Raw genomic sequence first — 25,450 nt, 5'->3', positions numbered from 1 at the left:
AGGGCGCGAGGCTGTCGTGCTCTGCTGTCGGGCGCGAGGCTGTCGTGCTCCGCTTTCGGCCCGACGCTGCCGCTCCCAGCTCTCGGGCTCGCCGCTGTCGCCCCACGGACCGGCGCGGTGTCCGCGGTCGATGCGCCCCGCTCGTAGGCTGAGGGGCGTGACCATCGACCTGTCTGCCGATCCCATCGCTCTCACCGCCGCGCTCGTCGACATCCCGAGCGTGTCACTCGGCGAGAAGGCGATCGCCGACGTCGTCGAGCGTGCGCTGCGGGAGCAGACCAGCGGCTTCGAGGTGGTGCGGCGCGGGAATGTGGTGCTGGCCCGCACGAACCGGGGGCTGCCGACGCGGGTGGTCCTGGCCGGACACCTGGACACGGTGCCGATCGCGGACAACGTGCCGAGCCGGTTCGACGAGGACGAGGACGGGCAGGAGGTGCTCCACGGGTGCGGCACCGTCGACATGAAGTCGGGTGACGCGGTCTTCCTGCATCTCGCCGCGACGGTCGCCGATCCGGTCCACGACCTGACGCTGATCTTCTACGACGGCGAGGAGATCGCCGAAGAGCACAACGGCCTCGGTCACATCGAGCGCGACCTGCCCGAGTGGCTCGACGGCGACCTGGCGATCCTCGGCGAACCCTCGGGCGGCTGGATCGAGGCCGGTTGCCAGGGCACCCTGCGGGCCCGGCTCGCCACCAAGGGTGTGCGCGCGCATTCGGCGCGAGCGTGGATGGGCGACAACGCGATTCATCGGCTGGCCCCGGTGCTGCAACGGTTGGCCGACTACCGGCCGCGGCAGGTCGACATCGATGGGTGCGTCTACCGCGAGGGCCTCTCGGCGACCCGCCTCTCCGCGGGGGTGGCGGGCAATGTCATCCCCGACGCCGCGGAGCTGGAAGTGAATTTCCGCTTCGCCCCCGACCGCACCATCGACCAGGCCATCGCCCACGTGCGCGAGGTCTTCGACGGACTCGACCTCACGATCGACGTGGTCGACTCGGCGCCGGGAGCCCTGCCCGGTCTCACCGCGCCTGCCGCCGCCGACCTGATCGCCTCGGTGAACGGCCACGGCGGGGGCGGGGTGCGCGCCAAGTACGGCTGGACCGACGTGTCCCGCTTCGCCGCCCGCGGCATCCCCGCCGTCAACTTCGGCCCCGGCGACCCCAACCTCGCCCACAAGCGCGACGAGCACGTGCCGACCGCCCAGATCACCGCGGTCGCCGCCATGCTGCGCGACTATCTGACCGGCAAAGCCTGACCTCCGGCCGCGCAGCCGGCTCGTCGGAACCACCGGCGATCGACCACCCTCACCCGGCGAACTGCTCGTCGAGGAACTCCGCCCAGGTGCGCTTGCCGTGCTCCGCGGTGTCCAGGTTCAAGTTCGCCCCCGCGCGGTAGGCGCGGCCGACCTTGCCGGGGACGCGGACCGGCAGCAACGGACGGCGCTTGCCCGCGGCCCGCAGGTAGTCGCGGATCATGTCGCCCAGCGTGAGCACCTCCGGTCCGGCCAGGTCGGGGACGCGTCCGGCGGGCGCCGCGGTGGTCAGGTCGACCAGCCGAGCGGCCACCTCGCGCGAATCCACCGGCTGCCACCGCAGGCCGCCCGGCGCGGGGGCCACGGGCAGCTTGCCCATGGCGCGCACGGTTTTCAGCGCCAGGTCGTGGAACTGCGCCGCGCGCAGGATGGTGTGCGGCAGACCCGAATCGATGATGGCCCTTTCCGAGTCGGCCTTGGCGCGGAAGTAGCCGAGCGGCAGCTCTTCCGCGGCGATGACGCCGATGTAGACGATGTGCCGCGCCTCCGCGGCCGCGCGGACCAGATTGCGGGTTGCTACGTCGTCGCCCTTGGGTCCGCCCGCCAGGTGCAGGATGGTGTCCGCACCCGCGACGGCCGCTTCGATGCCCTCGCCGCGCAGCAGATCGCCGGTGACGTATTCGATGCCGTCGACGGCCGGGCGGGGCGAGCGGCTGAGCACCCGCAGATCGTGGCCCGCGGCCCGCAGCAGCGGGACTACGTGGTTGCCGAGGGTGCCGGTGCCGCCGGTGACGAGAACGGTCATGATGGTCTCCGATCGTCGGAATCGCTGCGCCGGTGTCGTTCCCGGCGTCTCGATCGGATGACGACGCCCGCGCCGGGAGTGTGACATCCCGGCCCGACACCGCGAGTGTGCCGCGAGTTCACCGCCTTGCGCCGCCCGCGCCGCCTACGGCCCGGTAGCGTGGAACGCATGTCCACCGACGCCGCCGACCACGAGATCGCAAGCAAGCCGAAGTCGACAGCCAAATTCCGCGGACCGATAATGTTCCGCCGCGATCGCAAACCAGGCGCCGGTACCGCCGACCGGAACCTCTTGGACCACCGCGGGGACAGCGACTGGGTGCACACCGACCCGTGGCGGGTGCTGCGCATTCAGGCCGAGTTCGTCGAGGGTTTCGGCGCGCTGGCCGAGGTGCCGCGCGCGGTCACGGTCTTCGGTTCCGCGCGGACGCCCGTCGACCACCCCGAATACCAGGCGGGCCTGGCCATCGGCGGCGCGCTGGCCAGGGCCGGGTTCGCGGTGATCACCGGCGGCGGCCCCGGCGCGATGGAGGCCGCCAACCGGGGCGCGTGCGAGGCGGGCGGCTACTCGATCGGCCTCGGCATCGAGCTGCCGTTCGAGCAGAGCCTCAACGATTGGGTCGATCTCGGCATCAACTTCCGCTACTTCTTCGTCCGCAAGACGATGTTCGTGAAGTACTCCGAGGCATTCCTCTGCCTGCCTGGCGGTTTCGGCACCCTGGACGAGCTGTTCGAGGCGCTCACCCTGGTGCAGACGCACAAGATCACCCGTTTCCCGATCATCCTGTTCGGCACCAGATACTGGGCGGGACTGGTGGATTGGCTGCGCGGTTCGTTGCAGGGCTTCGGCAAGATCTCGCCGGGTGACCTCGACCTGATCCACGTCACCGACGACGTGGAGGAGGTCGTCGAGATCATCATGCGGGCGGCCGCCGAGCGCGCCGACATCGACACCCTGGGCACGGAGGACCAGTGGTGACGGTGGATCCGGCCGACGTCACCGCCCCGTACGCCGTCTGCGTCTACTGCTCGGCGAGCACCGCCGACACCGACGCGCTGGGGCTGGCCGCCCGCGTCGGCACCGAGATCGCCCGGCGCGGCTGGCAATTGGTATCCGGCGGCGGCCACGTCTCGATGATGGGCGCGGTGGCCACGGCGGCTCGGGCCGGTGGCGCCAACACCATCGGCGTGATCCCGAAACACCTGGTGCACAAGGAAGTCGCCGACGTCGACGCCGACGAGCTGGTGGTCACCGACACCATGCGCCAGCGCAAACAGGTCATGGAGGATCGCGCCGACGCCTTCCTCACGCTGCCCGGCGGCATCGGCACGCTCGAGGAGTTCTTCGAGACCTGGACCGGCGGCTACCTCGGCCAGCACGACAAACCGGTGGTCGTGCTCGACCCGAACGGCTTCTACGACGGGCTGTTCCGTTGGGTCGACGAACTCTACGAGCGGAAGTTCGTCTCCCGATTCGCCATGGAGCGGATTACCGTGGTCAACGATCTGCACGCCGCGTTCGCCGCGCTGAAACCCGAACAGACACTCGGCGCGGCCCAAGGCTAGGAGAACCGCGTTGAGTACCGACACCCGCGCGACGGTGCGCCTCGTCGACCTGGCCAAAGCGCTGCCGGGAATGGCACTCGACGCGCCCGGCATAGTGCGCAACGCGCGTGGCTTGCTGGTGCGGCCCGGCGACAAGGCGTCGGTCGGCCTGTTCTTCCAGCGCAACGCGCACCGTCATCCGGACCGCGTGTTCCTGCGTTTCGAGGGCAGGGCCTACCGCTACGGCGAGGCCAACGCCGAGGTGAACCGCTACGCGAACGTTCTCGCCGAGCGCGGGGTGCGGCGCGGCGACGTGGTCGGCGTGCTGATGACCAACCGGCCCGAGACGCTGTTCACGGTGCTGGCCACCGTCAAGCTCGGCGCCACCGTCGGACTGCTCAACCACAACCAGCGCGACCAAGTGCTCGCGCACAGCTTCGGGCTGCTCGGCAGCGTGCTGAACGTGGTCGGCGAGGAATGCCGGGAGGCGCTGGATTCGCTCGCCGAACCGTTGCCGAACGTGTTGTACGGCAACGATCTCGCGCGGGCCGCCCGCACCGCCGACGCCGCCGATCCCGCCGTGTGCGCGCAGGTGACCGCCCGCGAACGCGCGTTCCTGATCTTCACCTCGGGCACCACCGGCCTGCCCAAGGCCAGCGTGATGACCCACCTGCGCTGGACCAAGAGCATGGCCGGGCTCGGCGGGCTCGGAATTCGCCTGCGCGGCAACGACACCCTGTACTGCTGCCTGCCGCTCTATCACAACAACGCGCTCACCGTCGCGCTGTCGTCGGTGCTGGCGGGCGGGTCCGCCTACGCGCTCGGCCGCAAGTTCTCCGCCTCGGGATTCTGGGACGAGATCATCCGGGAACAGGCCACCGCGTTCATCTACATCGGCGAGCTGTGCCGGTACCTGCTGAATCAGCCCGCGCGCCCGGCCGATCGGCAGCATCGGGTGCGGTTGGTCGTCGGCAACGGGCTGCGTCCCGAGCTGTGGAAGGAGTTCACCCGGCGGTTCGGGATCGGCCGGGTGGTGGAGTTCTACGGGGCGAGCGAGGCGCCGATCGCGTTCGTCAACGTGTTCGGGGTGGACCGTACCGCGGGGTTCGGGCCGCTGCCCTACGCGATCGTCGAGTTCGACGACGCCACCGGCAAGGCGAAGCGCGGCCCCGACGGCAGGCTGCGCCGGGTCGGCTCCGGCGGGGTCGGTCTGCTGCTGGCCAAGGTGGACAAGCGACAGCCGTTCGACGGTTACACCGACAGGGACGCCTCGGAGTCCAAGCTGATCCGCGACGCTTTCAAACCGTGCGACGTGTGGTTCGACACCGGTGATCTGGTGCGTGATCAGGGTTGGTGGCACATCGCGTTCGTGGACCGACTCGGCGACACCTTCCGCTGGAAGGGCGAGAACGTGGCCACCACAGAGGTCGAGGGCGCGCTCGGCGAGCACGAGACCGTGGCGCAGGCGGTGGTGTTCGGCGTCGACATCCCCGGCTCCGACGGCAAGGCGGGCATGGCGGCGATCACGCTGCACCCGGGCGCGGAATTCGACGGCGCCGAGCTGGCCGAAGTGGCCTACCGCCTGTTGCCGGGATACGCGGTGCCGCTGTTCGTGCGGGTGGTCGCCGAGCTGGAGCAGACCTCCACGTTCAAGAGCCGCAAGGTCGAACTGCGCAAGCAGGGATACGCGCCGGACGCCGGGAGCGCGCTCTACGTTCTCGCGGGCCGCGCCGAGGGGTACGTCCCCGCGTACGACGACTATGCCGCCGACGTCGCGGCGGGCCGCGCGCCGAGGAGCTGAGCCGCTACAGTCGAGGGCATGTTCAGCCCGATCACCGTGCCGTCTCCCACGCTGTGCGGCAAGCCGGTGGCGACCGATCGGGCGCTCGTGATGGCGATCGTGAATCGCACCCCCGACTCCTTCTACGACCGGGGCGCGACGTTCACCGACGCCGCGGCCATGGACGCGGTGTCGCGCGCGGTCGATCAGGGCGCCGATCTCGTCGACATCGGGGGAGTGAAGGCTGGGCCGGGCACGACGGTCGATGCCGCCGAGGAGACGCAGCGAGTGGTGCCGTTCGTCGCGGCGATCCGCGCGGCGTATCCCGAGCTGCTGATCAGCGTCGACACCTGGCGATCGGAAGTTGCGCGGGCCGCGGTGGCCGAAGGCGCCGACCTGATCAACGACACCTGGGCGGGCGCGGACCCGGACCTGGTCGCGGTGGCCGCGGAACTGGGCGTCGGCATCGTGTGCAGCCACACCGGGGGCGCGGTGCCGCGCACCCGGCCGCATCGGGTCAGGTACACCGACGTGGTGAGCGAGGTCACCGACACCGTGGTCAGGGCCGCCGAGGACGCGCTCGCCGCGGGCGTGCGCAAGGATTCGATCCTGATCGATCCCACCCACGATTTCGGCAAGAACACCTATCACGGGCTCGAACTGTTGCGGGGAATCGACGTTCTTGTAAATACCGGATGGCCGGTCTTGATGGCGCTGAGCAACAAGGATTTCATCGGGGAGACTCTTGGTGTCGGGCTCTCCGAACGGTTGGAGGGCACGTTGGCGGCAACAGCGTGGTCCGCCGCCGCGGGCGCCCGAGTCTTCCGCGTCCACGAGGTCGCCGAAACGCGGCGCGTCGTGGACATGATCGCCGCGATCCAGGGCATCCGGCCCCCCGCACGAACCCTGCGAGGTCTGGTATGAAAATCCAACACCGCGAGTCCGCCTGGGCAAGCACGAATACCTGGGACAACCCCGAATGGACGGTCGACGATCTCGTCGCCGCCAAGGACGGGCGCACCGTGTCGGTGGTGCTGCCCGCGCTGAACGAGGAACGCACCGTCGCCGAGGTGGTGGCCAGCATCCGGCCGCTGCTCGGAACCCTCGTCGACGAACTGGTTGTACTCGATTCCGGATCCACCGACGCTACCGCCGAACGAGCCCGCGCGGCGGGCGCCGAGGTCATCACCCGCGAGCAGGCGGTGCCTGAGCTGGAGCCGATACCGGGTAAGGGCGAGGTGCTGTGGCGCTCGCTCGCGGTCACCGGCGGTGACCTGATCGCGTTCGTCGACTCCGATCTCATCGACCCCGACCCGGCCTTCGTGCCGAAGCTGCTCGGCCCACTGCTGCTGAACGACGACATGCACCTGGTCAAGGCCTACTACCGCCGCCCGCTGCGGCAGGGCGGCACCGTGGACGCGCACGGCGGCGGGCGCGTCACGGAGCTGGTCGCGCGTCCGCTGCTCGCCGCGCTGCGCCCGGAACTGTGCGCGGTGCTGCAACCGCTCAGCGGCGAATACGCCGGCACCCGCGAACTGCTCACCTCGGTGCCCTTCGCGCCCGGCTACGGCGTGGAGATCGGCCTGCTCCTCGACACCTACGACCGCGTCGGCCTGTCCGCCATCGGCCAGGTCAATCTGGGCGTGCGCACCCACCGCAACCGCCCGCTCGGCGACCTCGGCGTGATGAGCCGCCAGATCCTCGGTACCGTTCTCGGCCGCAGCGGAGTCGCCGACTCCGGCGCCGCCCTCACCCAGTTCCCCCTCATCGGTGACGCTTTCACGGCACACAGCACGGAAGTCTCGCTCACCGACCGCCCGCCGATGAACACGTTGCGCCCGTCCCAGGCAGCGGCCTGACTCCGCAGACCTGCCACACGCTTCGCAGGGACCACACCCACTGCGAAGCGTGCATTGCCTGTGCGAGGTGCTTGGATCCGGTCGTGCCACACACGGTTTGGACGCTTCACAGCGCCGGTGCCTGTGTGTGGGGTGTGAGCGCTGTGTGGCGTGCGGTTACTTCGTTGCCCCGCGCCGCTAGGACTTCTCGCGCCCCTTCGGCTCACCGCTTGCCACTTCGGCGCTCGCCAACTCTCCATCCTCGCGCGACTCCGCATCCGCGTCGCCGGGCTGCCCGCTTCCCTCATCGGCGAGCCGTGCCTGGATCGCGGCGACGGTCAGCTGCCCCGACGAATTCGGCTTGCGCAGCACCCCGACCAGAACGCCGACGGTGATGGCGACGAAGACGATCCCGCCTACGACCACGATGGTGTTCATCGCGTCCTCCCCGAATGAGTGCTCGTCCCACCGTGATTCGTCGCGCGCATCACGAGCTGCCGGAATGCGCGGCTGTCGGACATGGAAGACATGGAGAACTCACCTACTCGAGAAATAGTTATCTACTAGCTATCTAAACATCGAGTGGGTATCTGTTACCCGCAGGGTCACGTGACATGTGACACACTGCGGAAATAGTCCGGGCATTTCGTACGAACCCGGCAGTGGTGAGAAGTGATGTGTCTCTCAGCTATCGATCCGCATCAGCGCCGCAGGCGAGTGCCGATGGGACGTGGGTCGGCGTCGTGCCGGTAGACGGGCGTGAGTAGATCGACGTCCACCGGCTCGCCGTTGGCGCGGTCGTAGCGGACCGCGATGAGTACCGAGAACAGGTGGTTGGCTGCCCGCTCGTGCAGCGTGGCCAAGCGGGTGGCGAGCAGGCGTACCGCGCCGAGCGACCCGGGTGGGTGCAGGCCGTCGATGATCAGGCAGGTGCCGCGGCCGTCGGGGCGGGGGAGGCGGGCCAGGTAGGCGATGTCGTGCGGTTCCGGGCCGCCCGGCCGGTACACGCGGCGCGCGGCCCTGTCCTCGATGCCGCGGCGCGCGTCGCCCGCTCTGGCCACCGCGCGCCGCAGCCGGGGATCGGCGGCGATGAGCTGGCGCACGCTGGGGGACAATTCGGGACCGCCGACCACGATCAGCCCGTCCCGGTTCAGGTCCACCGGTCTTCCTGGCAGGAATCTTTCGATCCCTGCGGCGAACCCGAGTTCGCGCAGCAGCTCGACGAGCCGGTGTGCGGCACCGGGATCCGGCGCGCCGAGCACGCGACCGGCGCGCACCTCGGGGACGAGCACCGTGAGCGTCCCGTGGCCGAAGAACAGTCCCTCCGGCGCCGGGCCCTGGGTGCTCACCTGATGGATGCGGGCGCGGGAAAGACCCGCCGCCGCACCGATTCTGGCGAAGGTCCAGCCCTCGGCATGAAGTTCCCGGATGACCGCCCTGCGGATCCTGGTGAGTTCGTTGATCGTCTGCTGCGCCGCCGCCACCCCGTCGGTGGCCGCCTTGAGTCTCTCGACCTTGTCCTCGATTGCGAAGACTCGCGCCACGTCATCGGCCGACATGTGCGAAGTTTAGACAGCTCGACAGCCTTACGGGTCTAGTCTGCTTGACATTGTGGACTTCCAGACAGCCCAGTCTGTTTCGGCTCGACGGCGTTTCTCGCCGACTCGCCGGGCGGAAGACGACGATTCGCCTGATCGCCGCCGAACGAAGTTCGTCCTCGAATCACCCATGGCCGGAGCGACGAGTTAGGTGTGGATGGTGGGTGCCGCCAATGGTTTTCGTCCCCGGCGCGGGCGCCCCGCCCGATCAGGTGGCGTCGAAATCGATCGGCGGACGTTCGTTGCGCTCCAACGGCTTTTCCAGCTTCGGCATCGGATAGTCCGGCATGCCGCTGCTCGTCCCGTACAGATCGTCCTTGGTGGGCACGACCTTCTCCAGGCTGCGCAGCATCGAATCGTCGCCGTTCAGAAGGTGCTTGGTGACCATCGAGCGCGGCGTCATTCCGCGCAGCTCGTTCAGCTCGGCCAGGGGCTTGCGGATGTCCTCGAAATCAGGACCCAGCTCTTCCTTCAGCTGGGCGGTGGCTCCGCTCGCGTAGTCGCGCAGCTGACGCAGGCTGTTCGTGGTCCAGCGCACGGCGCCGGGCAGACGCTCCGGACCGAGGATGACGAGGGCGGCGACGAGCAGGATCATCATCTCGCTCCAGCCGATGTTGCTGAACACGAATCCAGGCTACCCGTGCTTCCGACCAGCGGGTCAGTCGGATTCCAACGTCACAGGCACGTCCACCTGCCTGCCGTCCCGAATCAACTGCACGTTCACCGTCTCGCCGATCGCGCGGGACTGCACCGCGACGGTCAGCTCCTCCGGCCCGGTGACCTCCCGATCGCCGACCCGGACGATCACGTCGCCCTCGACGATCCCCGCCTTGGCCGCGGGACCGTTCGGCGCCACGTCGGCCACCGCCGCGCCGCTCATCACCTCGTTGGCGACGGTCTTGGTGCGGGCCGAGATGCCGATCATCGGGTGGTTCATCTTGCCGGTGTGGATCAGGCTCTGCGCGACCTCGGTCACGGTGTCGACCGGGATGGCGAAGCCGAGGCCGACCGAGCCGCCCGTCTCGCTGCGGATCGCGGTGTTGATGCCGATGACCCGCCCGTCCATGTCGACCAGCGCGCCACCGGAGTTACCCGGGTTGATCGAGGCATCGGTCTGCACGGCGTCGATCACCGCGTTGGTGTCGCTGCCCTCGCCGGAGAGCTTCACCGGGCGGTGCAGCGCGCTGACGATGCCGGAGGTGACGGTCTTGCTCAGGCCGAGCGGCGAACCGATGGCCAGCACGTCGTCGCCCACCTGCACATCGCCGGACTTGCCGAGCCTGGCCACCGTGAGATTCTTCACGTCGACCTTGAGCACCGCGAGGTCGGTCTTGGGATCGCGGCCGACGATGTTCGCGGGCACCCGGCTGCCGTCGGAGAAGGTGACCTGGATGGCGGCCCGGTTGCTCTTGTCCTGAGCGGCCATCGAGATGACGTGGTTGTTGGTCACCACGTAGCCCGCGCCGTCGATGACAACGCCCGAGCCGGTGGCGCCGTTGTCGCCCACGGTGACCCGGATGGAGACCACCGAGGGCAGCACCGCGTTGGCGACCTCGGCGATCAGACCGTGCGGACGCTCGATGCTGTCGGTCTGCTCCAGGGTCACCTTGCGCGAGGTGAGGTTGGTGGTCTGCTCGGCGGTGAGCCTGCCGATCAGGCCGCCGAGGACGCCGATACCGAGCGCGATCACGGCGAGCAGGGCCAGCGCCTTGGGCGCGATCCTGGATCCGAAGAGCACCTCGCGCACGCTCAGCTTGTGCGACTGGGGCAGCGGCGCGGGCTGCGGTGTCGGCACCGCGGGGGCGCCGAGGCGGGCGCCGGCGGTCGGATCGCGCCACGGGTCCGCCGGACCCGCGGCCACGGGGGCGGCTTCGGCCGCGTCGGGGTCGCGCTGGAGCAGCTCGTCGGAGCCTTCGGGCCTGCCGAACGCTTCGGCGAGCACCGCGTCGGGCGGCCGGTTGTGCAGCTCAGGGCCGAGCACGGGCGCGCCTGCGCCTGTGCTCGGCGGGGTGTCGTCGGCGAACGAACCGGAAATGCCCGACGGACGGCGGAAGGCGCGCGCGGTGTGGGTGTCGACGTGGGGTCTGACGACCGGTCGCGGCCCGAGCACGGGCGCGTCCGACGGCCTCAGGTTCCCCCTGTTGGCCGCCGAATCGGAGGTGTCACTGGCGGTGGGCCGCGAGTCCGACACAGATCCGGTGTTCGTCGATTCGGTGGTCACGCGCCAAACTCTACTTGCGCCACCACGTGGTCCACCGGGTCGCGGTGAACGAATCCGGCAGAAAACCGAAAACTGCCTCGCTGCGGGCGTTCCCGGACGGCTGACCCGGGTTGTTCGACGCGCCGCCGGGCAACTCGGCGAGCGGAATACGGGTCAGGCTGTCGTGCAAGCCGGTGGGGATGGAGATGGGGCCGGACTGGCGCAGCGCGATCCGCGCCTGCTGCTGCGCGTCCACCTCGGCCGCGCACTCCGGACAGACCGAAAGATGCTGGGCGGCGCGCAGATACGCGTTCATGCGCAGCTCGCCGTCGACGAAGGCGACGATCGCCTCGCTGGCCAGGTGTTCGGTGGGCGCGAAGCGCGGTGACCTGCCTGGCGTCCGGCGGTCCGCCCCATTCGTGGGACGACCGGACGTGCTGGACTCGCCACTCATGCGGTGCTCACCCTTCCAACGACATCCTCTGGCCCGGGCGTCGCCGGTGCCCGGCGAATCACCCGATGTTCGCGTCAGCGGCGAACCGCTGCTGAGATCCATTATGCGCAAGGTGCTCGCGCAGTGCCTGACGGCCGCGGTGGATCCGGCTGCGCACGGTGCCCAGCTTCACGCCGAGCGTAGCGCCGATCTCCTCGTACGACAGACCCTCGATGTCACACAGCACGACGGCGGCGCGGAACTCCGGCGCCAGCGCGTCGAGGGCGGATTGCAGGTCGGGATCGAGGCGCGCGTCGTGATAGGCCTGCTCGGGGCCGGGGCCCTCGGCGGGCACGCGGTCGTAGTCCTCCGGCAGCGACTCCATGCGGATGCGATTGCGACGGCGCACCATGTCCAGGAACAGGTTGGTCGTGATGCGGTGCAGCCAGCCCTCGAAGGTGCCCGGCTGGTAGTTCGACAGCGAACGGAACACGCGGATGAAGGTCTCCTGGGTGAGATCCTCGGCGTCCTGCGCGTCGCCGGACAGGCGGTAGGCCAGCCGGTAGACCCGGTCGGCGTGTTCGCGGACCAGCTCGTCCCAGGACGGCATCACCGAGCGATCGCCGGTCGCGTCGAACGCGGCGGTGCCGGTCAGCTCGATATCGAGGTCCTCGGCCTGCTCGGCCTCGAACGGCATGATGTGGTCGGGGAGGGTGGCGTACTCGGAGTGCCCATGCGGAGCCGCAAACGAACCTTTGACCATGTGGATGGGGCTACCTCCTGCTCGGGACCGTAAACTCGGGACTCCCGTTTCGGTTCGGGTCTCGAACCGTCGCGTACGGAATACAACCGACACCTGTATGTCGTTGTTCCCGCGTCCCGCGTATCGCGGTCGGCTGGTCTTGCGTGCCCTTACTCTTTCCTGTCCCGATATGGCGGGGATATGGAGATCCTGAGGGACACCTGAGAAAACGGATCCCTGGAGAAAGCGTGTTGTCGGAACGCCGAGACAACCCGCCCCGCATTAGCCTCTTAGGCGTGGCATCGAACCTGGAGCGAAATCTCTCCTACGTGGAAGAATCCGTCGTGGAGGACGAGATCCTCGTCAGCGCGCGCGAACGGGCCACCGAGCTGGGCGCGGCACCGGTGCCGCCGTCGGTCGGGGCCCTGCTGAGCATGTACGCCCAGCTGCTCGGTGCGCGCGCGGTGGTCGAGGTCGGGACCGGCGCGGGCATCAGCGGACTGTGGCTGCTCGACGGCATGCGCGAGGACGGCACGCTGACCACGATCGATTCCGAGCCGGAGCATCAGCGCGCGGCCAAGGACGCGTTCCGCGCCGCCGACATCCCGCCCGCGCGGACCAGGCTGATCAACGGGCGCGCGCTCGACGTGCTACCCCGCCTCGCCGACGGCGCCTACGATCTGGTCTTCATCGATGCCGCGCCGCTCGAGCATCCGCAGTACGTCGCCCAAGCCGTGCGGCTGCTGCGCGACGGCGGCGCCATCATCCTGCACAACGCGCTGCTCGGCGGCCGCGTCCCCGACCCGAGCCAGCGCGACCCGGCGACCCAGGCGGTGCGCGCGGCCACCCGCGCCATCGCGGAGGATCCGGAACTGACTTGTGTGCTGATCCCCGTCGGCGACGGATTGCTCTGCGCCTCACGCGGATAGCGCGCACGCGCGCGATGCCGTTCGCGGCGCGACGACAGAACAGCATGCCGCCGTGGCGAATCCGATCGACCACGAACGCCGCCTGATCCACCGGCATTCGATGATTCAGCGCGTCCGTCCCGGGTATCCGGAGATCAGCCGGGGTGCGGGCGACCCCGTGCGTCATCGCGCGACTCGCGTCCGAAAACCCCCGGCGCCGCAAGCGAATTCGGAGGTCTGGCGATGTGGGATCACGCCGCGGAAATCGTCCATTACGGCCATGTCGGACATGTGGTCAAGGAAAAGGGTTCGGTGAATTGGGTTCTGGCCGGGTTGGGCTTTTTCGCGGTCGCGATTCTGCTCGTCGTGCTGGTACTGCTCGTGGTGAGCAATGCCGATTTCGACACCGGTCCCGCGAAGGTGGTGCCGACCACCGGACCCTGTGAGCCATTCTGCCCGGCGACGCCGCCCCCGCCCGCGCCCTGACGCGCGGGCCCGAATGCTCTGACTCACAGCGCCGAATGCCCTGACGCGCAGCGTCGAATTCCGCGTGCTGTTCGCGATTTCGATAGCCGAGCGGCCCGCGGTGTGTTTGGGTGAGCCCGGGGCAGCGCGGAGGACGAGCCGATGTTCTGGAACGACGACGACGACCGACCGAGGAATCGCACGGAGGAGTGGGCGGGCGCGACGGTGGTGTTCGGCATCCTGCTCGTGCTGGCGATCGTGCTCGCGATCCTGGTCAACACCGCCGATTTCGGCGACCGGTCGCGGCCGACGACACCGCGCACGCCCGGTTCCTGTCAGCCGTTCTGCACCGCACCGCCCACGTCACCGTGAACCGGAGCCGCGCCGCGTGAACCGGAGCCGCGGGCCTCGCATCGCCGCCGGTCATCGCAAATCACCTGCGTTCGCAGGGAATCTCAGACCCAGACGCCCTTGCCGACGGTCACCACGCCGCGTTTGCTCACCGCGAAACGATCGCGGTCGCGGTCCAGATCGACGCCGATGATCTCGCCCTCGCCGACCACCACGTTCTTGTCGAGGATGGCGCGGCGCACCACCGCGCCACGGCCGATGCGCACGCCCGGCATCAGCACGCTGCCCTCGACGGTGGCGCCGTCGTCGACCATCACATTGGAGCTCAGCACGGAATTGCGCACCGTCGCGGCGGACAGGATGCTGCCCGAGCCGACGATGCACTCCTGGGCCAGCCCGCCCTGGGCGAACTTGGCGGGCGGCAGGTTCTCGGCGGCGCCGCGGATCGGCCAGTGCTTGTTGTAGAGGTTGAACACCGGGTGCACCGAGACCAGGTCCATGTGCGCGTCGTAGAAGGCGTCGATGGTCCCGACATCGCGCCAGTAGCCGCGGTCGCGTTGGGTGGCGCCGGGCACCTCGTTGTCGGCGAAGTCGTAGACCGCGGCCTGGCCCGCCGCGACCAGCGCGGGGATGATGTCGCCGCCCATGTCGTGATCGGAATCGGAGTTCTCGGCGTCCGCGCGGATCGAATCGACCAGCACCTTGGTGGTGAAGACGTAATTGCCCATCGACGCGAAGGTCACGTTCGGGTCGTCCGGCGTGCCGGGCGGATGGGCGGGCTTCTCCAGGAACTGGATGATGCGACCGGACTCGTCGGAATCGATGCAGCCGAACGCGCTGGCCTCGCTGCGCGGCACCCGGATGCCGGCCACGGTCACGCCAGCGCCGGAATCGATGTGGTGGGAGACCATCTGCTCCGGGTCCATCCGGTACACGTGGTCGGCGCCGAAGACCACGATGTAGTCCGGGTCCTCGTCGTAGATCAGGTTCAGCGACTGCATGATCGCGTCGGCGCTGCCGGTGTACCAGCGCGGGCCGAGGCGCTGCTGGGCGGGCACCGGGGTGATGTACTCGCCCGCGAATCCCGACAGTCGCCAGGTCTGGGAGATGTGCCGGTCCAGCGAATGCGATTTGTACTGGGTGAGCACGCACAGGCGCAGGTAACCCGCGTTCACCAGGTTGCTGAGTACGAAGTCGATCAGGCGGTAGGCGCCGCCGAAGGGGACCGCTGGCTTGGCGCGGTCCGCGGTGAGTGGAAACAGGCGCTTTCCCTCGCCACCGGCGAGCACGATCCCGAGTACGTGCGGCTGGCTCCTCACAGTGCCCAAACTACCGTGAAGTCATGGCGCGGGTGGCTCCCGCCGAGCCGAGCGTCTAGTTTGGATCGGTGAGTTTCGGCACGGACGACGGGCGCTCGGCGACGGGATCCGGCGAGCCGGAGGACATCCGGGACCGGTTGCGCGTCGCGATGTTGACCCGCGAATACCCACCCGAGGTGTACGGCGGCGCGGGCGTACACGTCACCCAGCTGACCGCCGAATTGCGCAGGCTCTGCGAGGTGACCGTGCACTGTATGGGCGCCGAGCGCACCGACGCCGTCGTGCACCAGCCGGACTCGACGCTCTACGCCGCCAACGCCGCGTTGCAGATGATGTCGGCGCAGCTGCGAATGGCCGACGCGGCGGGCGATGTGGACGTGGTGCACTCACACACCTGGTACACCGGTCTCGCCGGACACTTGGCCGCCACCTTGTACGGCGTTCCGCACGTGCTCACCGCGCACTCGCTCGAGCCGCGGCGGCCGTGGAAGGCCGAACAGCTCGGCGGCGGCTATCGGCTGTCCTCGTGGTCGGAGCGCAACGCCATGGAGCATGCCGACGCCGTCATCGCGGTGAGCGAGGGCATGCGCCAAGACGTGCTCGACGCCTACCCGGCGATCGACCCGAGCCGGGTGCACGTGGTGCACAACGGCATCGACGCGACGCTGTGGCGGCCGAGTCCGCCCGCCACCGGCGAACGTCCGATCCTCGACGAGCTCGGGGTGGCGGCCGACCGGCCGATCGTCGCCTTCGTCGGCCGCATCACCCGGCAGAAGGGCGTCGGCCACCTGCTCGCCGCCGCGCGCGAGTTCGCGTCGGAGATCCAGCTGGTGCTCTGCGCGGGCGCGCCCGACACCAAGGAACTGGAGGACGAGACGGCCGCCGCGGTCGCCGAGTTGCAGCGGCAGCGCGGGAACGTCTTCTGGGTGCGGGAAATGCTGCCCACCGAGCAGATCAGGCAGATACTCGCGGCCGCGACCGTGTTCGTCTGCCCGTCGGTGTACGAGCCGCTCGGCATCGTGAACCTGGAGGCCATGGCCTGCGCGACCGCGGTCGTCGCCTCCGACGTCGGCGGCATCCCCGAGGTCGTCGTCGACGGCGGCACCGGCAGGCTCGTGCACTACGACGCAGGCGCGGCCGAGGAGTACGAGCGGGGCTTGGCGGCCGCGGTCAACGAGGTCGCGGGCGACCCGATCCTCGCCGCCGAGTTCGGCGCGACCGGACGGGCAAGAGCCATCGCGGAATTCGACTGGTCGCGGATCGCGGAACGCACCGTCGAGGTGTACGAGCACGTGCTCAAGCCGTGAAACGGGCTGTGGCGCGTGGTCAGCGACGGCGACGATAGGTCGACACCGTGACCGAAGCGGTGACCTCCATGTGCTCCGGCAGCGCCGCGAGGCGGGGATCGCGGGCCTGTTCGGCGTGATGCGCCGAGGGACCCATTCCGACGACATCGGCCACCTCGGCGCGTTCGAGCTTCATCGAATACTCGACGACGGCCCGATCGACTTCTTCGAACAAGCCCGACATGGACTCGGTGATGCGGCGATCCTTGTCCGGGTCGACGGTGACCATCCCTAGCGGATCGATCAACTCGGCCAGATGACGGGCGGTCGGCGCGGCGACGACGAAGCGGCCGTCCGCGTCGAGCACCCTGGCCGCTTCCGCCGGATTGCGTGGCGCGAACACCGAAAGCACTCCTGCCAGCACACCGTCACGAACCGGTAGGCCGCGCCAGGCGTCGGCGAGCACCGCTGCGGCGCGAGGATGGGTGCGCGCACAGCGGCGGGCGGCGGGTTTGGCCACGTCCAGCGCGATGCCACGGGCCCCGGGTGCGGCGTCGAGCGCCGCGGCCAGGTAGTAGCCGGTGCCCGCGCCGACCTCCAGCAGGGTCGCGGCCCGATCGCCGACCGGGCCGACCGCGGTGGCCACCGCGGCGGCGATGGCCGCGAAATGCCCCTCGCCCTGGAAGGCGGCGCGGGCGTCCAGCATGGCCGCGGTGTCGCCCGACATCTTGGTCGACGCACCGGTCAGCAAGCTGACGTAGCCCTGTTTGGCGATGTCGAAACTGTGGCCGCGACCGCAGCGCAGCGCCCGGTCCACCGCCTCCAGCGGGAGACGGCATTCCGGGCAGGCCAGCAGACCTGCCACATCAGCGAGTGCCGAGGGACTAGCTGGTGACACTCTTCAATTCGTCACCAAGCGCCGCTGCTTCATCCGGCGTGAGTTCGACGACCAGACGCCCGCCACCCTCGAGTGGAACCCGCATAACGATTCCACGCCCTTCCTTGGTTGCCTCGAGGGGACCGTCCCCGGTGCGGGGCTTCATGGCCGCCATCCTCTGCTCCCTCCAGATCTGCGCGGTTTTCTGCGCACTTTCTTGGAACTACAGTTGTCACCAACCAGGTAGCTCACCGGCATTTGGCGAGCTACACCGGTCCTATTCTTCCCTATCGCCGTTGTGGACGGATACCTGAGTTCGAAATGTGACCGCTCGAGCGGTGTTGTGCGGGTCACTTCCGACCCAGCAATCGGCTAGGTGATCGTCGACCATTCCGGTTGCCTGCATCAGCGCATAGGCGGTCGTCGGCCCGACGAAACGGAACCCGCGCCGCTTCAATTCTTTTGCCAGAGCTATGGATTCGGGACTCGTCGCGGGCACGTCGGCGATGGTCCGCGGACGCGGGCGCGGCGGCGGCGCGAACGACCAGATCAACTCGTCGAGGCCGCGGTCGAGCGCCTGGGCTGCCCTCGCGTTGGCGATCGCCGCTTCGATCTTGGCGCGGTTGCGGACGATGCCTGCGTCGGCGAGCAGGCGGGCGACGTCCGCGTCGCCGAACGCGGCGACGCGGTCGATCGAGAATTCGGCGAACGCGGAACGGAAGGCCGGGCGCTTGCGCAGGATCGTGATCCAGGACAGGCCCGACTGGAACGCCTCGAGGCAGACCCGCTCGAACATGGCGTCGGGGCCGCGCAGCGGTTCGCCCCATTCGAAGTCGTGGTAGTCGCGATAGAGCTGAGACGATTCCGCCCACGGGCAGCGGATCATGCCGTCGTCGGCGAGCGGGGTGGTCACGGCTGTTCGGGGGTGCTCGGGGCGGGCCATGGCGACGCCGTGCGCCCGGTGTCGTGGCGAGGCGCCGCGGCGGTGTCCTGGCGCGCCGCGCTGTCCGCGCTTTTCTCGACGGTCAGGCCGCGGGCCGCCGCGTCACCGCGAGCATGGGCGAGTTCCAGCTGGAGCTCGTCGATCCGGGCGGCGAGCCTGGCCAGCGCCCAGTCCACCTCGCCGGCCTTGTAGCCACGCACCACCTGCTGGAAGCGCAAGGCGCGCACATCGGCTCCGGTGATGCCCTCGGCGGGCAGCACGGTGGCCGTCGTGCCCTCGGGCAGTGGGCCGAGTTCCTCGCCGCGCCCGAAGATCGCACTCGCGAGCAGGAACAGCACCGCGGCCACCAGGCCGACGATCAGCACGTACAACAGCAGCGTGAGCATGACACGAGCTTATTCCGCCCCTCCGACATGCTTGTTCACGACCGAGCACAGGCGATCGCCCGGGCGGGAACCGATTTCGCGAGGACGCTACAGATGCCGCGTGGTGTCGATGCCGAGCGACATGCCCGCCAGGCCGCGGCGGCGTACCGCGAGCTTGTCGGCCACCTCGACCAGCGCCTTGGCCGACGCGCTCGCCGGATCGCGCAGCACGATCGGCGTGCCCTCGTCGCCCGACTCGCGCACCGCCTGCTCGATCGGGATCTGACCGAGCAGCGGCACGGTCGCGCCGACCGCGCGGGTCAGGCTGTCGGCGACTCGCTGACCGCCGCCCGAGCCGTAGAGCTCCATCCGGCTGCCGTCGGGCAGGTCCAGCCAGGACATGTTCTCCACCACGCCCGCGATCCGCTGACGGGTCTGCAGCGCGATCGACCCCGCCCGCTCGGCCACCTCCGCGGCGGCGAGCTGCGGGGTGGTGACGACCAGGATCTCCGCATTGGGGATCAGCTGGGCGATGGAGATGGCCACATCGCCGGTGCCGGGCGGCAGGTCGAGCAGCAGGACGTCCAGATCGCCCCAGAACACGTCGGCGAGGAACTGCTGGAGCGCGCGGTGCAGCATCGGGCCGCGCCACACCACGGGCGTGTTGCCCTGGGTGAACATGGCGATCGAGATGACCTTCACCTCGTGCGCGACGGGCGGCATGATCATCCGCTCGACCTGGGTCGGCCTGGCCGCGGTGCCGAGCATGCGCGGCACCGAATGGCCGTAGATGTCGGCGTCGAGCACGCCGACGGACAGGCCGCGCGCGGCCATGGCGGCCGCGAGATTGACGGTGACCGAGGATTTTCCGACGCCGCCCTTGCCCGAGGCGACCGCGTACACGCGGGTCAGCGAGCCCGGCTGAGCGAAGGGGATCACCGGGTCGGCCGAGTCGCCGCGCAGCTGCTTGCGCAGGCTGGTGCGCTGCTCGTCGTTCATCACGTCGAGGTCGACGGAGATGGCGCCGACGCCGGGGACGTCCGCCACCGCCTTGGTGACCCGTTGGGTGATCTCGGTACGCAGCGGGCAGCCCGCCGTCGTCAGGTAGACCTCGATGTGGACATTGCTTCCGGCGTCGATCGCGACGCTTTTCACCATGCCCAGTTCGGTGATCGGCTTCCGGATCTCCGGGTCGTCGACCTTCGCGAGCGCACCCCGCACGTCCGATTCCGTTACCACTGGCATAACGGAAATTTTAGGCGGATCAGATCCGCGGCAGCTGCGCGGGCTTGGGTGCGACCCCGTTGCCGTAGGAATTCGACCATGCCATGACGTTCGCCACATAGGCCATGGAGTTGTTGTAGCGCAGAATGGCGCGCGACTGCTGAGCCAGGTCACGCATGTTCAATCCGCCGTCGCACAGATACTTACCGGCCGTCAGCGCGGCGTCGAAGAGGTTCTGCGGGTCGGCGATGCCGTCGCCGTTGCCGTCGGCGGCGTAGCGCTTCCAGGTCTGGGGCAGGAACTGCATCGGGCCGACGGCGCGGTCGTAGCCCGCGAGTCCGTCGAGCGCGCCGTCGTCGCTGTCGTTGATGACGTTGTTGCCCGCGAGCGAGCCGTCCAGGACCGGGCCGTAGACCGGGCTCAGCGGGTTGCCGTCGGCGTCGGCCTTGCCGCCGAAGGCATGCGTGGACTCGACGCGCCCGATGCCCGCCAGCAGCGTCCACGGCATCTCGCAGACCGGGTTCTCCGCGTCCAGCCTGCGCTCGGCGTTCTGATAGGCGGCGATCGCGACGCCGGGCACGCCGAGCTGTCCGGCGGGCAGGTCGGACTTCACCCGATCGGCGGGCAGCGCAACGGTTTTCACGACCGGCGGGACGGCCGTGCGCTGCTCGGCCATGGCGTGCGCGACGAACTCGATCGAATCGGCGGATCTGACGCCGAGCGCGTCCTGATCGTCGCCGGGGAGCAGTTGAACGGCGGCCTGATCGGAATCCAGATCGGACGCCGCGGCGCAGGCCACGAATCCGGCGGGAACCAATCCGGTCAGTGCGATTACGGAGCCGCGCTTGATAGGAGCAGGCGATTGCTTGCGGTGACGCCCCACGGTGTGGTGACCCTCCTCGTTGCACAAAGGCCCGCTGACGAGCCCTTCGTGGACGAAGGAGAGATTACCGCATTCGAGATCTTTTTGTTACTGCTTCGTGATCTGTCCCGAGGTTTGGTCTCAGCCTTGTGGCGGAGCAGGCGGCAACGGGATGACGATGCCGAACGGCAGTGTGATGCCGGGCTGTTGGGTCGGGGCGGGAGCGACGGTCGGCTGCTCGGCGGGCGCGGGTTCGGGGGTCTTGGCGACCTCCGGCTCCGGGTTCGGCTGCTCCTCGGCGGGAGCAGGCGCGGGCGCGGGCTGGCCCGCTTGGGGCGCGGGCTGACCCGCCTGGGGTTGACTCGCCTGGGGTGCGGGCTGGCCCTGCGCTTGCGGCGTGCACACCGGATTCGGCTGCGGTTTCTCGACGCGGACGGGATCGTTCGGGTCGAGCGGTTCCCTGGCCTCGGCCGGGGCGTTCGGGTCGCGAGGCTCCGCACCGAATTCCTGGCCAGGCCCGAGCGGGCGCCCTGGCTCGCCCGGCCGCGGCATCGGCGCGGGCACCGCGACCTGTTCGCACGGGTTGGCGGGCGGCGGCGGTGCCGGGCAGAAGATGCCGCACGGGATCGGCGGCAATCCGGGGATGGTGATCATCACCTGGGTCGGCGCCGGAGCCAGCGGAATCGGCGCCGACGGCCGATCCGCGGGCGACGTGGTGGTGGGCAGGGTCGTCTGCACCGCGGACACGTCCGGGCCCACCGTGATCATCGGCGCCGAGCCGGGCGGGATGAGTTCCGGGGAGATGTTGACCTGGCTCGGGCTGCCGCCGGTGCGGTAGGCCGCCGACCAACTCAACACGTTGGCCGCGTAGGACATCGAGTTGTTGTAACGCAGCACCGCGCGGAGCTCCTGCGCGGGATCGCGGAGGTTCAGGCCGCCCGAGCACAGGTATTTGCCCGCGGCCAGGGTGGCGTCGAAGACGTTGTGCGGATCGGCGACGCCGTCGCCGTTGCCGTCGGCGGCGTAGAGACCCCAGGTGCCGGGCAGGAACTGCATCGGGCCGATCGCCCGCACGTACCTGCCGTCCGCGGCCTTGATGATCTCGTTGCCGGGCAACGTGCCGTCCAGCGCGGGGCCGAAGATCGGGGTCACCGTCGTGCCCGCCGCGTCGGTGCGACCGTTGCCCGCGTGCGCGGACTCGATCCGCCCGATGCCCGCCAGCAGATTCCACGGCAAGCCGCACCCGGGCATCGAAGACTCCAGCGCCAGCTCCGCGTTCCGGTACGCGGCCAGCACGATCTCGGGAATGCCGAGCGCCCCGCCGACCGAGGGCAACGTGACGTCGTGCAGGGGGACCCTCCCGCCGAAAAGCGGCATCCCATCGGTTGGCGGAGTCATAGCTCGAAGTTTGCGGGGAGAGTCCGGCGCGACCGGTAGCAGCCCTACTGTCCGAGACAAAGTGTCTTCGGGTCCGGTGTCCGTGCCGTTGCCCGTGCCGCCGCGCCCGGCGGACGCGGCCAGCAGCGCTTCCGGGGCCTGTGGCGGCGCGCTCGAGGTAGTGCTGTGCGCCGCCGATCCGGTAGCGACCAGACCAGCGACAACGAGGGCCGACATGGTTATCGGAGCGGAAACTCGCATTCGGCCACACCAATCCTCTACGTCGTGGGAACGGTGTCCGGGACGTACTGAGCCCGGGCCCCGCTCAGGACAACGTTGTCCAGGTTACCCAGCGGTCAGTAGGTTGTTGAGCATTTCCGGTCAATCGTCAGCAACGGGCGGTGAAACCTGAAGGTGGGACTGCTTTCCACCGGAGGATTTCTTGCGATTCGCCTTGCCCGGCTTGACCTCACGCGGCGTGTCGACTTCCGGGCCTGTCGCCGCCTCGATGCGGTCGAGAACCTCACGCATCTCCTCCAATTCGCGGCGCAGATAGTCGCGAGTCGCCACCTCGCCGACCGCGAGGCGGAGCGCTGCGAGTTCGCGGGCCAGAAATTCGGTGTCGGCCTTGGTTTGTGCCGCGCGCATCCGATCCTCTTCCAGCGCCACCCGGTCGCGGTTGTCCTGACGGTTCTGCGCCAACAGGATCAGCGGCGCGGCGTACGCGGCCTGAGTGGAGAAAGCGAGGTTCAACAGGATGAACGGATACGGGTCCCAGCGCAGCGCCACCACGAAGACGTTGAGAAAGATCCAGACGATCACCAGAACCGTCTGCAGCGCGAGATACCTTCCGGTACCGAGGAATCGGGCCACCCGCTCCGAGCTGCGCGCCAATGCCTCTGCGTCCCAGTCGAATCGGAACCGGGACTCGACCGGCATCTCCAATCGCTGCCGGGCGGAGCTCATCCCGACCCTGCTGACGCCCGCCGCCGGATTCTTGTCAGTCATGCGCCGGAATCCCTTCGGGCTGCTCTTCTTCGCGCCAGTCCTCCGGCAGCAGATGGTCGAGCACGTCGTCGACGCTGACCGCGCCGAGTAGATGGTTCTCGTTGTCCACCACCGGCCCGCACACCAGGTTGTAGGTGGCGAAGTACCTGGTCACCGTGGACAGCGGCACCTCGGCCCGCAGCGGCGCGAGATCGGCATCGATGATGCCGCCGACCAGGTGCGCCGGTGGTTCGCGGAGTAGTTGCTGGATGTGCACGCAGCCGAGATAGGGCCCGGTGGGCGTCGCGGTCGGCGGGCGGACCACGAACACCATGGAGGCGAGCGCGGGCGTGAGATCCGGGTTGCGCACCCTGGCCAGCGCCTCCGCGACCGTGGTCGACGGGGTCAGCACCACGGGCTTGGTCGTCATCAGGCCGCCTGCGGTGTCGGGGGAGTGCGCGAGCAGCCTGCGCACCGGTTCGGATTCCTCGGGGTCCATCATCGCGAGCAGCGATTCGCGTTCCCCGGTCGGGAGTTCGCCGAGCAGGTCGGCCGCGTCGTCGGGGTCCATCGCCTCGAGTACGTCGGCGGCGCGGCGCACCTCGAGGTGGCCGAGCAGGTCGATCTGATCGTCGTCGGGGAGTTCCTGCACCACGTCGGCGAGCCGCTCGTCGTCGAGGGCCTCGGCGACCTCGATGCGGCGCTTCTCCGGCAGTTCGCGCAGCAGGTGCGCCACGTCGGCGGGGCGCAGACCCTCGAACTGTTCGAGCAGCTGGGTGACGTCCTGGCCGGGCCTGCCGATCTCGTACGGGGTCAGCCCCGACACCGTGGTCCAGTCGACGACGTGCACCGTGCGCCGCCGCCCGATCCGCCGGTGCCCCCGCACCGCGACGCGGGAGACCCGCCAATCCCTGGTTCTGGTCAGTTCGATGCCGAGATCGACGACGAACAGGTCGACGTCCACGAGGTCGGGCAGGTCCGGATCGTCCACGCGCACCTTGGAATCCACGATCTGTGCCAGCGCCAGCATTTCGCCCGGTCGTTGCTGGAAACGGCGCAGGCTCACGGTGCCGGTGTTGAGCGTCACCATGCCCGGTTCGACCGAGGTCACCCGCAACATCGGCACGAAAATCCGGCGCCTGCTCGGCAATTCGACGACCAGGCCGTGCACGCGCGGTACCTGACGGTCGTAGCGGATCGCCACGACCGCGTCGCGCACGCGGCCGATAGACTCCCCGTCCGGTCCCAGCACCGCCAGGCCGGCGAGCCTGGCGACGTACACCCTGGTAGCTGCCATGCTTGCCAGACTAGACAGGAGGCTCCATGAAGCCGCGCCGATCTGTGCTCGCCGTGCCAGGCAGCAACCCCAAGATGATCGAGAAAGCCAAGGGGTTGCCGGTCGACGAGGTCTTCCTCGATCTGGAGGACGCGGTGGCGCCGGTGGCCAAGGCCGCGGCGCGGGCCAACATCGTGGCCGCGCTGAACCAGCCGGGCTGGGGTTCGCAACTGCGCGTGGTGCGGGTCAACGACTGGACGACCGCGTGGACCTACGCCGACGTGATCACCGTCGTCGAGGGAGCAGGCCGCGAGATCGACGCGATCCTGCTGCCGAAGGTCACCGACGCGGGCCAGGTGCGTGCGCTGGATCTGCTGCTCACCCAGGTCGAGAGGGCCAACGGGCTCGAGGTCGGGCGGATCGGCATCGAACCGCAGCTGGAAAACGCCATGGGCCTGCGCAACATCGACGAGATCGCCACCGCGAGCCCGCGGGTCCAGGCGCTGGTCTTCGGCCCGGCCGATTTCATGGCCAGCATCAACATGCGCACCCTCGTGGTCGGCGAACAGCCGGAGGGGTACGACACCGGCGACGCCTACCACCACATCCTGATGACCATCCTGCTCGCCGCGCGCGCCCACGGCCTCCAGGCGATCGACGGCCCCTACTTGCAGATTCGCGACGTCGACGGTTTCCGCAGGGCCGCCGCGCGCACCGCGGCGCTCGGCTTCGACGGCAAATGGGTGCTGCACCCCGGCCAGATCGACGCGGCCAACGAGATCTTCAGCCCGCGCCAGGCCGACTACGACCGGGCCGAGGAAATCCTGGACGCCTACGCCTTCCACACCTCCGCCGAGGGCGGCGCGCGCGGCGCGGTCATGCTCGGCGACGAGATGATCGACGAGGCCAGCGCGAAGATGGCGCAGGTGGTGGCGGACAAGGGCCGGGCCGCGGGCATGACGCGCACCACGCGTTTCACAGCACCGAACGGCCGCGCGGAATAGCAGAATGGAGT

Annotated in this window: 28 protein-coding genes; 11 read left to right on the top strand and 17 right to left on the bottom strand. The window is 69.3% G+C overall.

Annotation, left to right across the window (positions count from 1 at the left end; genetic code table 11):
* Positions 1-157 precede the first annotated feature (157 nt).
* Positions 158-1,258, top strand: coding sequence for a succinyl-diaminopimelate desuccinylase (gene dapE / locus AC3EO7_RS10525; RefSeq protein ID WP_435591075.1), 1,101 nt, complete (start codon positions 158-160; stop codon positions 1,256-1,258).
* Positions 1,259-1,307: 49 nt separating this feature from the next.
* Here dapE and AC3EO7_RS10520 read toward each other — a convergent pair whose 3' ends face one another.
* On the bottom strand, positions 1,308-2,060 hold the full coding sequence (locus AC3EO7_RS10520) for an SDR family oxidoreductase (RefSeq protein ID WP_435591074.1): 753 nt from the start codon (positions 2,058-2,060) through the stop codon (positions 1,308-1,310).
* Between the two features lie 168 nt (positions 2,061-2,228).
* Here AC3EO7_RS10520 and AC3EO7_RS10515 point away from each other — a divergent pair, with 168 nt between their 5' ends.
* The 5 genes from AC3EO7_RS10515 to AC3EO7_RS10495 are packed head-to-tail and all read left to right on the top strand — an operon-like array spanning position 2,229 to position 7,243.
* Positions 2,229-3,038, top strand: coding sequence for an LOG family protein (locus AC3EO7_RS10515; RefSeq protein ID WP_431967540.1), 810 nt, complete (start codon positions 2,229-2,231; stop codon positions 3,036-3,038).
* Positions 3,035-3,625 (top strand): LOG family protein, encoded by a 591-nt coding sequence (locus AC3EO7_RS10510; RefSeq protein WP_435591073.1) that lies wholly within the window; start codon positions 3,035-3,037, stop codon positions 3,623-3,625. Before AC3EO7_RS10515 ends, AC3EO7_RS10510 begins: the two co-directional genes overlap by 4 nt.
* Positions 3,626-3,635: 10 nt before the next feature.
* A complete protein-coding gene (locus AC3EO7_RS10505) occupies positions 3,636-5,405 on the top strand; it encodes a long-chain-acyl-CoA synthetase (RefSeq protein ID WP_435591072.1) in 1,770 nt (589 codons plus the stop codon).
* A gap of 18 nt (positions 5,406-5,423) precedes the next feature.
* Positions 5,424-6,308, top strand: coding sequence for a dihydropteroate synthase (gene folP / locus AC3EO7_RS10500; protein ID WP_431967546.1), 885 nt, complete (start codon positions 5,424-5,426; stop codon positions 6,306-6,308).
* Positions 6,305-7,243, top strand: coding sequence for a glucosyl-3-phosphoglycerate synthase (locus AC3EO7_RS10495; protein WP_431967548.1), 939 nt, complete (start codon positions 6,305-6,307; stop codon positions 7,241-7,243). The genes folP and AC3EO7_RS10495 overlap by 4 nt, the downstream gene beginning before the upstream one ends.
* Before the next feature lie 177 nt (positions 7,244-7,420).
* On the opposite strand, the gene AC3EO7_RS10490 is transcribed toward AC3EO7_RS10495, so the two are convergent.
* The 6 genes from AC3EO7_RS10490 to sigE form a co-directional block, all read right to left on the bottom strand.
* Positions 7,421-7,660, bottom strand: coding sequence for a hypothetical protein (locus AC3EO7_RS10490; RefSeq protein ID WP_431967550.1), 240 nt, complete (start codon positions 7,658-7,660; stop codon positions 7,421-7,423).
* 263 nt (positions 7,661-7,923) lie between these two features.
* Positions 7,924-8,781 carry a hypothetical protein gene (locus AC3EO7_RS10485; RefSeq protein WP_431967552.1) on the bottom strand — a complete coding sequence of 286 codons (858 nt, stop codon included), beginning with the start codon at positions 8,779-8,781 and terminating at the stop codon, positions 7,924-7,926.
* Between the two features lie 247 nt (positions 8,782-9,028).
* On the bottom strand, positions 9,029-9,445 hold the full coding sequence (tatB, locus tag AC3EO7_RS10480) for a Sec-independent protein translocase protein TatB (RefSeq protein WP_431967554.1): 417 nt from the start codon (positions 9,443-9,445) through the stop codon (positions 9,029-9,031).
* Positions 9,446-9,478: 33 nt separating this feature from the next.
* Positions 9,479-11,041 (bottom strand): S1C family serine protease, encoded by a 1,563-nt coding sequence (locus AC3EO7_RS10475; RefSeq protein ID WP_431967555.1) that lies wholly within the window; start codon positions 11,039-11,041, stop codon positions 9,479-9,481.
* A gap of 10 nt (positions 11,042-11,051) precedes the next feature.
* Positions 11,052-11,474, bottom strand: a complete 423-nt coding sequence (locus AC3EO7_RS10470; protein ID WP_431967557.1) for a hypothetical protein — start codon at positions 11,472-11,474, stop codon at positions 11,052-11,054.
* Positions 11,475-11,532: 58 nt separating this feature from the next.
* Positions 11,533-12,150: an RNA polymerase sigma factor SigE gene (gene sigE / locus AC3EO7_RS10465; protein WP_431967971.1), complete on the bottom strand. Its 618-nt coding sequence runs from the start codon at positions 12,148-12,150 to the stop codon at positions 11,533-11,535.
* Between the two features lie 341 nt (positions 12,151-12,491).
* Between sigE and AC3EO7_RS10460 the strand changes: the two genes are divergently transcribed.
* From AC3EO7_RS10460 to AC3EO7_RS10450, 3 genes are all read left to right on the top strand, one after another.
* Positions 12,492-13,124 carry an O-methyltransferase gene (locus tag AC3EO7_RS10460; protein WP_067845300.1) on the top strand — a complete coding sequence of 211 codons (633 nt, stop codon included), beginning with the start codon at positions 12,492-12,494 and terminating at the stop codon, positions 13,122-13,124.
* Between the two features lie 222 nt (positions 13,125-13,346).
* Positions 13,347-13,589 (top strand): hypothetical protein, encoded by a 243-nt coding sequence (locus AC3EO7_RS10455; protein WP_431967559.1) that lies wholly within the window; start codon positions 13,347-13,349, stop codon positions 13,587-13,589.
* Positions 13,590-13,730: 141 nt separating this feature from the next.
* Complete coding sequence (locus AC3EO7_RS10450) at positions 13,731-13,940, top strand: hypothetical protein (protein WP_431967561.1); 210 nt, start codon at positions 13,731-13,733, stop codon at positions 13,938-13,940.
* An 83-nt stretch (positions 13,941-14,023) separates the two neighbouring features.
* On the opposite strand, the gene glgC is transcribed toward AC3EO7_RS10450, so the two are convergent.
* The gene (gene glgC, locus AC3EO7_RS10445) at positions 14,024-15,238 is read right to left on the bottom strand and encodes a glucose-1-phosphate adenylyltransferase (protein WP_431967563.1); all 1,215 of its coding nucleotides are present in this window, start codon (positions 15,236-15,238) and stop codon (positions 14,024-14,026) included.
* 137 nt (positions 15,239-15,375) lie between these two features.
* Here glgC and glgA point away from each other — a divergent pair, with 137 nt between their 5' ends.
* Positions 15,376-16,545, top strand: a complete 1,170-nt coding sequence (gene glgA, locus AC3EO7_RS10440; protein WP_431967973.1) for a glycogen synthase — start codon at positions 15,376-15,378, stop codon at positions 16,543-16,545.
* Positions 16,546-16,564: 19 nt separating this feature from the next.
* Here glgA and AC3EO7_RS10435 read toward each other — a convergent pair whose 3' ends face one another.
* The 9 genes from AC3EO7_RS10435 to AC3EO7_RS10395 form a co-directional block, all read right to left on the bottom strand.
* Positions 16,565-17,389 (bottom strand): putative RNA methyltransferase, encoded by an 825-nt coding sequence (locus AC3EO7_RS10435; RefSeq protein ID WP_431967565.1) that lies wholly within the window; start codon positions 17,387-17,389, stop codon positions 16,565-16,567.
* Positions 17,390-17,408: 19 nt separating this feature from the next.
* Positions 17,409-17,576 carry a DUF3117 domain-containing protein gene (locus AC3EO7_RS10430; RefSeq protein WP_011211259.1) on the bottom strand — a complete coding sequence of 56 codons (168 nt, stop codon included), beginning with the start codon at positions 17,574-17,576 and terminating at the stop codon, positions 17,409-17,411.
* A gap of 102 nt (positions 17,577-17,678) precedes the next feature.
* A complete protein-coding gene (locus tag AC3EO7_RS10425) occupies positions 17,679-18,344 on the bottom strand; it encodes a DNA-3-methyladenine glycosylase I (protein ID WP_431967567.1) in 666 nt (221 codons plus the stop codon).
* On the bottom strand, positions 18,311-18,730 hold the full coding sequence (locus tag AC3EO7_RS10420; protein ID WP_431967569.1) for a DivIVA domain-containing protein: 420 nt from the start codon (positions 18,728-18,730) through the stop codon (positions 18,311-18,313). Before AC3EO7_RS10420 ends, AC3EO7_RS10425 begins: the two co-directional genes overlap by 34 nt.
* A gap of 87 nt (positions 18,731-18,817) precedes the next feature.
* Positions 18,818-19,954 carry an Mrp/NBP35 family ATP-binding protein gene (locus AC3EO7_RS10415; protein ID WP_431967571.1) on the bottom strand — a complete coding sequence of 379 codons (1,137 nt, stop codon included), beginning with the start codon at positions 19,952-19,954 and terminating at the stop codon, positions 18,818-18,820.
* Between the two features lie 19 nt (positions 19,955-19,973).
* Positions 19,974-20,816, bottom strand: coding sequence for a lytic transglycosylase domain-containing protein (locus tag AC3EO7_RS10410; RefSeq protein ID WP_431967573.1), 843 nt, complete (start codon positions 20,814-20,816; stop codon positions 19,974-19,976).
* Between the two features lie 120 nt (positions 20,817-20,936).
* Positions 20,937-22,433 carry a lytic transglycosylase domain-containing protein gene (locus AC3EO7_RS10405; RefSeq protein WP_431967575.1) on the bottom strand — a complete coding sequence of 499 codons (1,497 nt, stop codon included), beginning with the start codon at positions 22,431-22,433 and terminating at the stop codon, positions 20,937-20,939.
* A gap of 120 nt (positions 22,434-22,553) precedes the next feature.
* Entirely contained in the window at positions 22,554-23,180 is a 627-nt protein-coding gene (locus AC3EO7_RS10400) for a DUF1003 domain-containing protein (protein WP_431967577.1), read from the bottom strand.
* Positions 23,173-24,456 (bottom strand): magnesium transporter MgtE N-terminal domain-containing protein, encoded by a 1,284-nt coding sequence (locus AC3EO7_RS10395; RefSeq protein ID WP_431967579.1) that lies wholly within the window; start codon positions 24,454-24,456, stop codon positions 23,173-23,175. The genes AC3EO7_RS10400 and AC3EO7_RS10395 overlap by 8 nt, the downstream gene beginning before the upstream one ends.
* A gap of 26 nt (positions 24,457-24,482) precedes the next feature.
* Here AC3EO7_RS10395 and AC3EO7_RS10390 point away from each other — a divergent pair, with 26 nt between their 5' ends.
* Positions 24,483-25,439: an HpcH/HpaI aldolase/citrate lyase family protein gene (locus tag AC3EO7_RS10390; RefSeq protein WP_431967581.1), complete on the top strand. Its 957-nt coding sequence runs from the start codon at positions 24,483-24,485 to the stop codon at positions 25,437-25,439.
* Positions 25,440-25,450: the final 11 nt, after the last annotated feature.

It is taken from the genome of Nocardia sp. bgisy118, from assembly GCF_057708605.1.
This window is presented reverse-complemented; position numbering and strand designations above follow the sequence as displayed.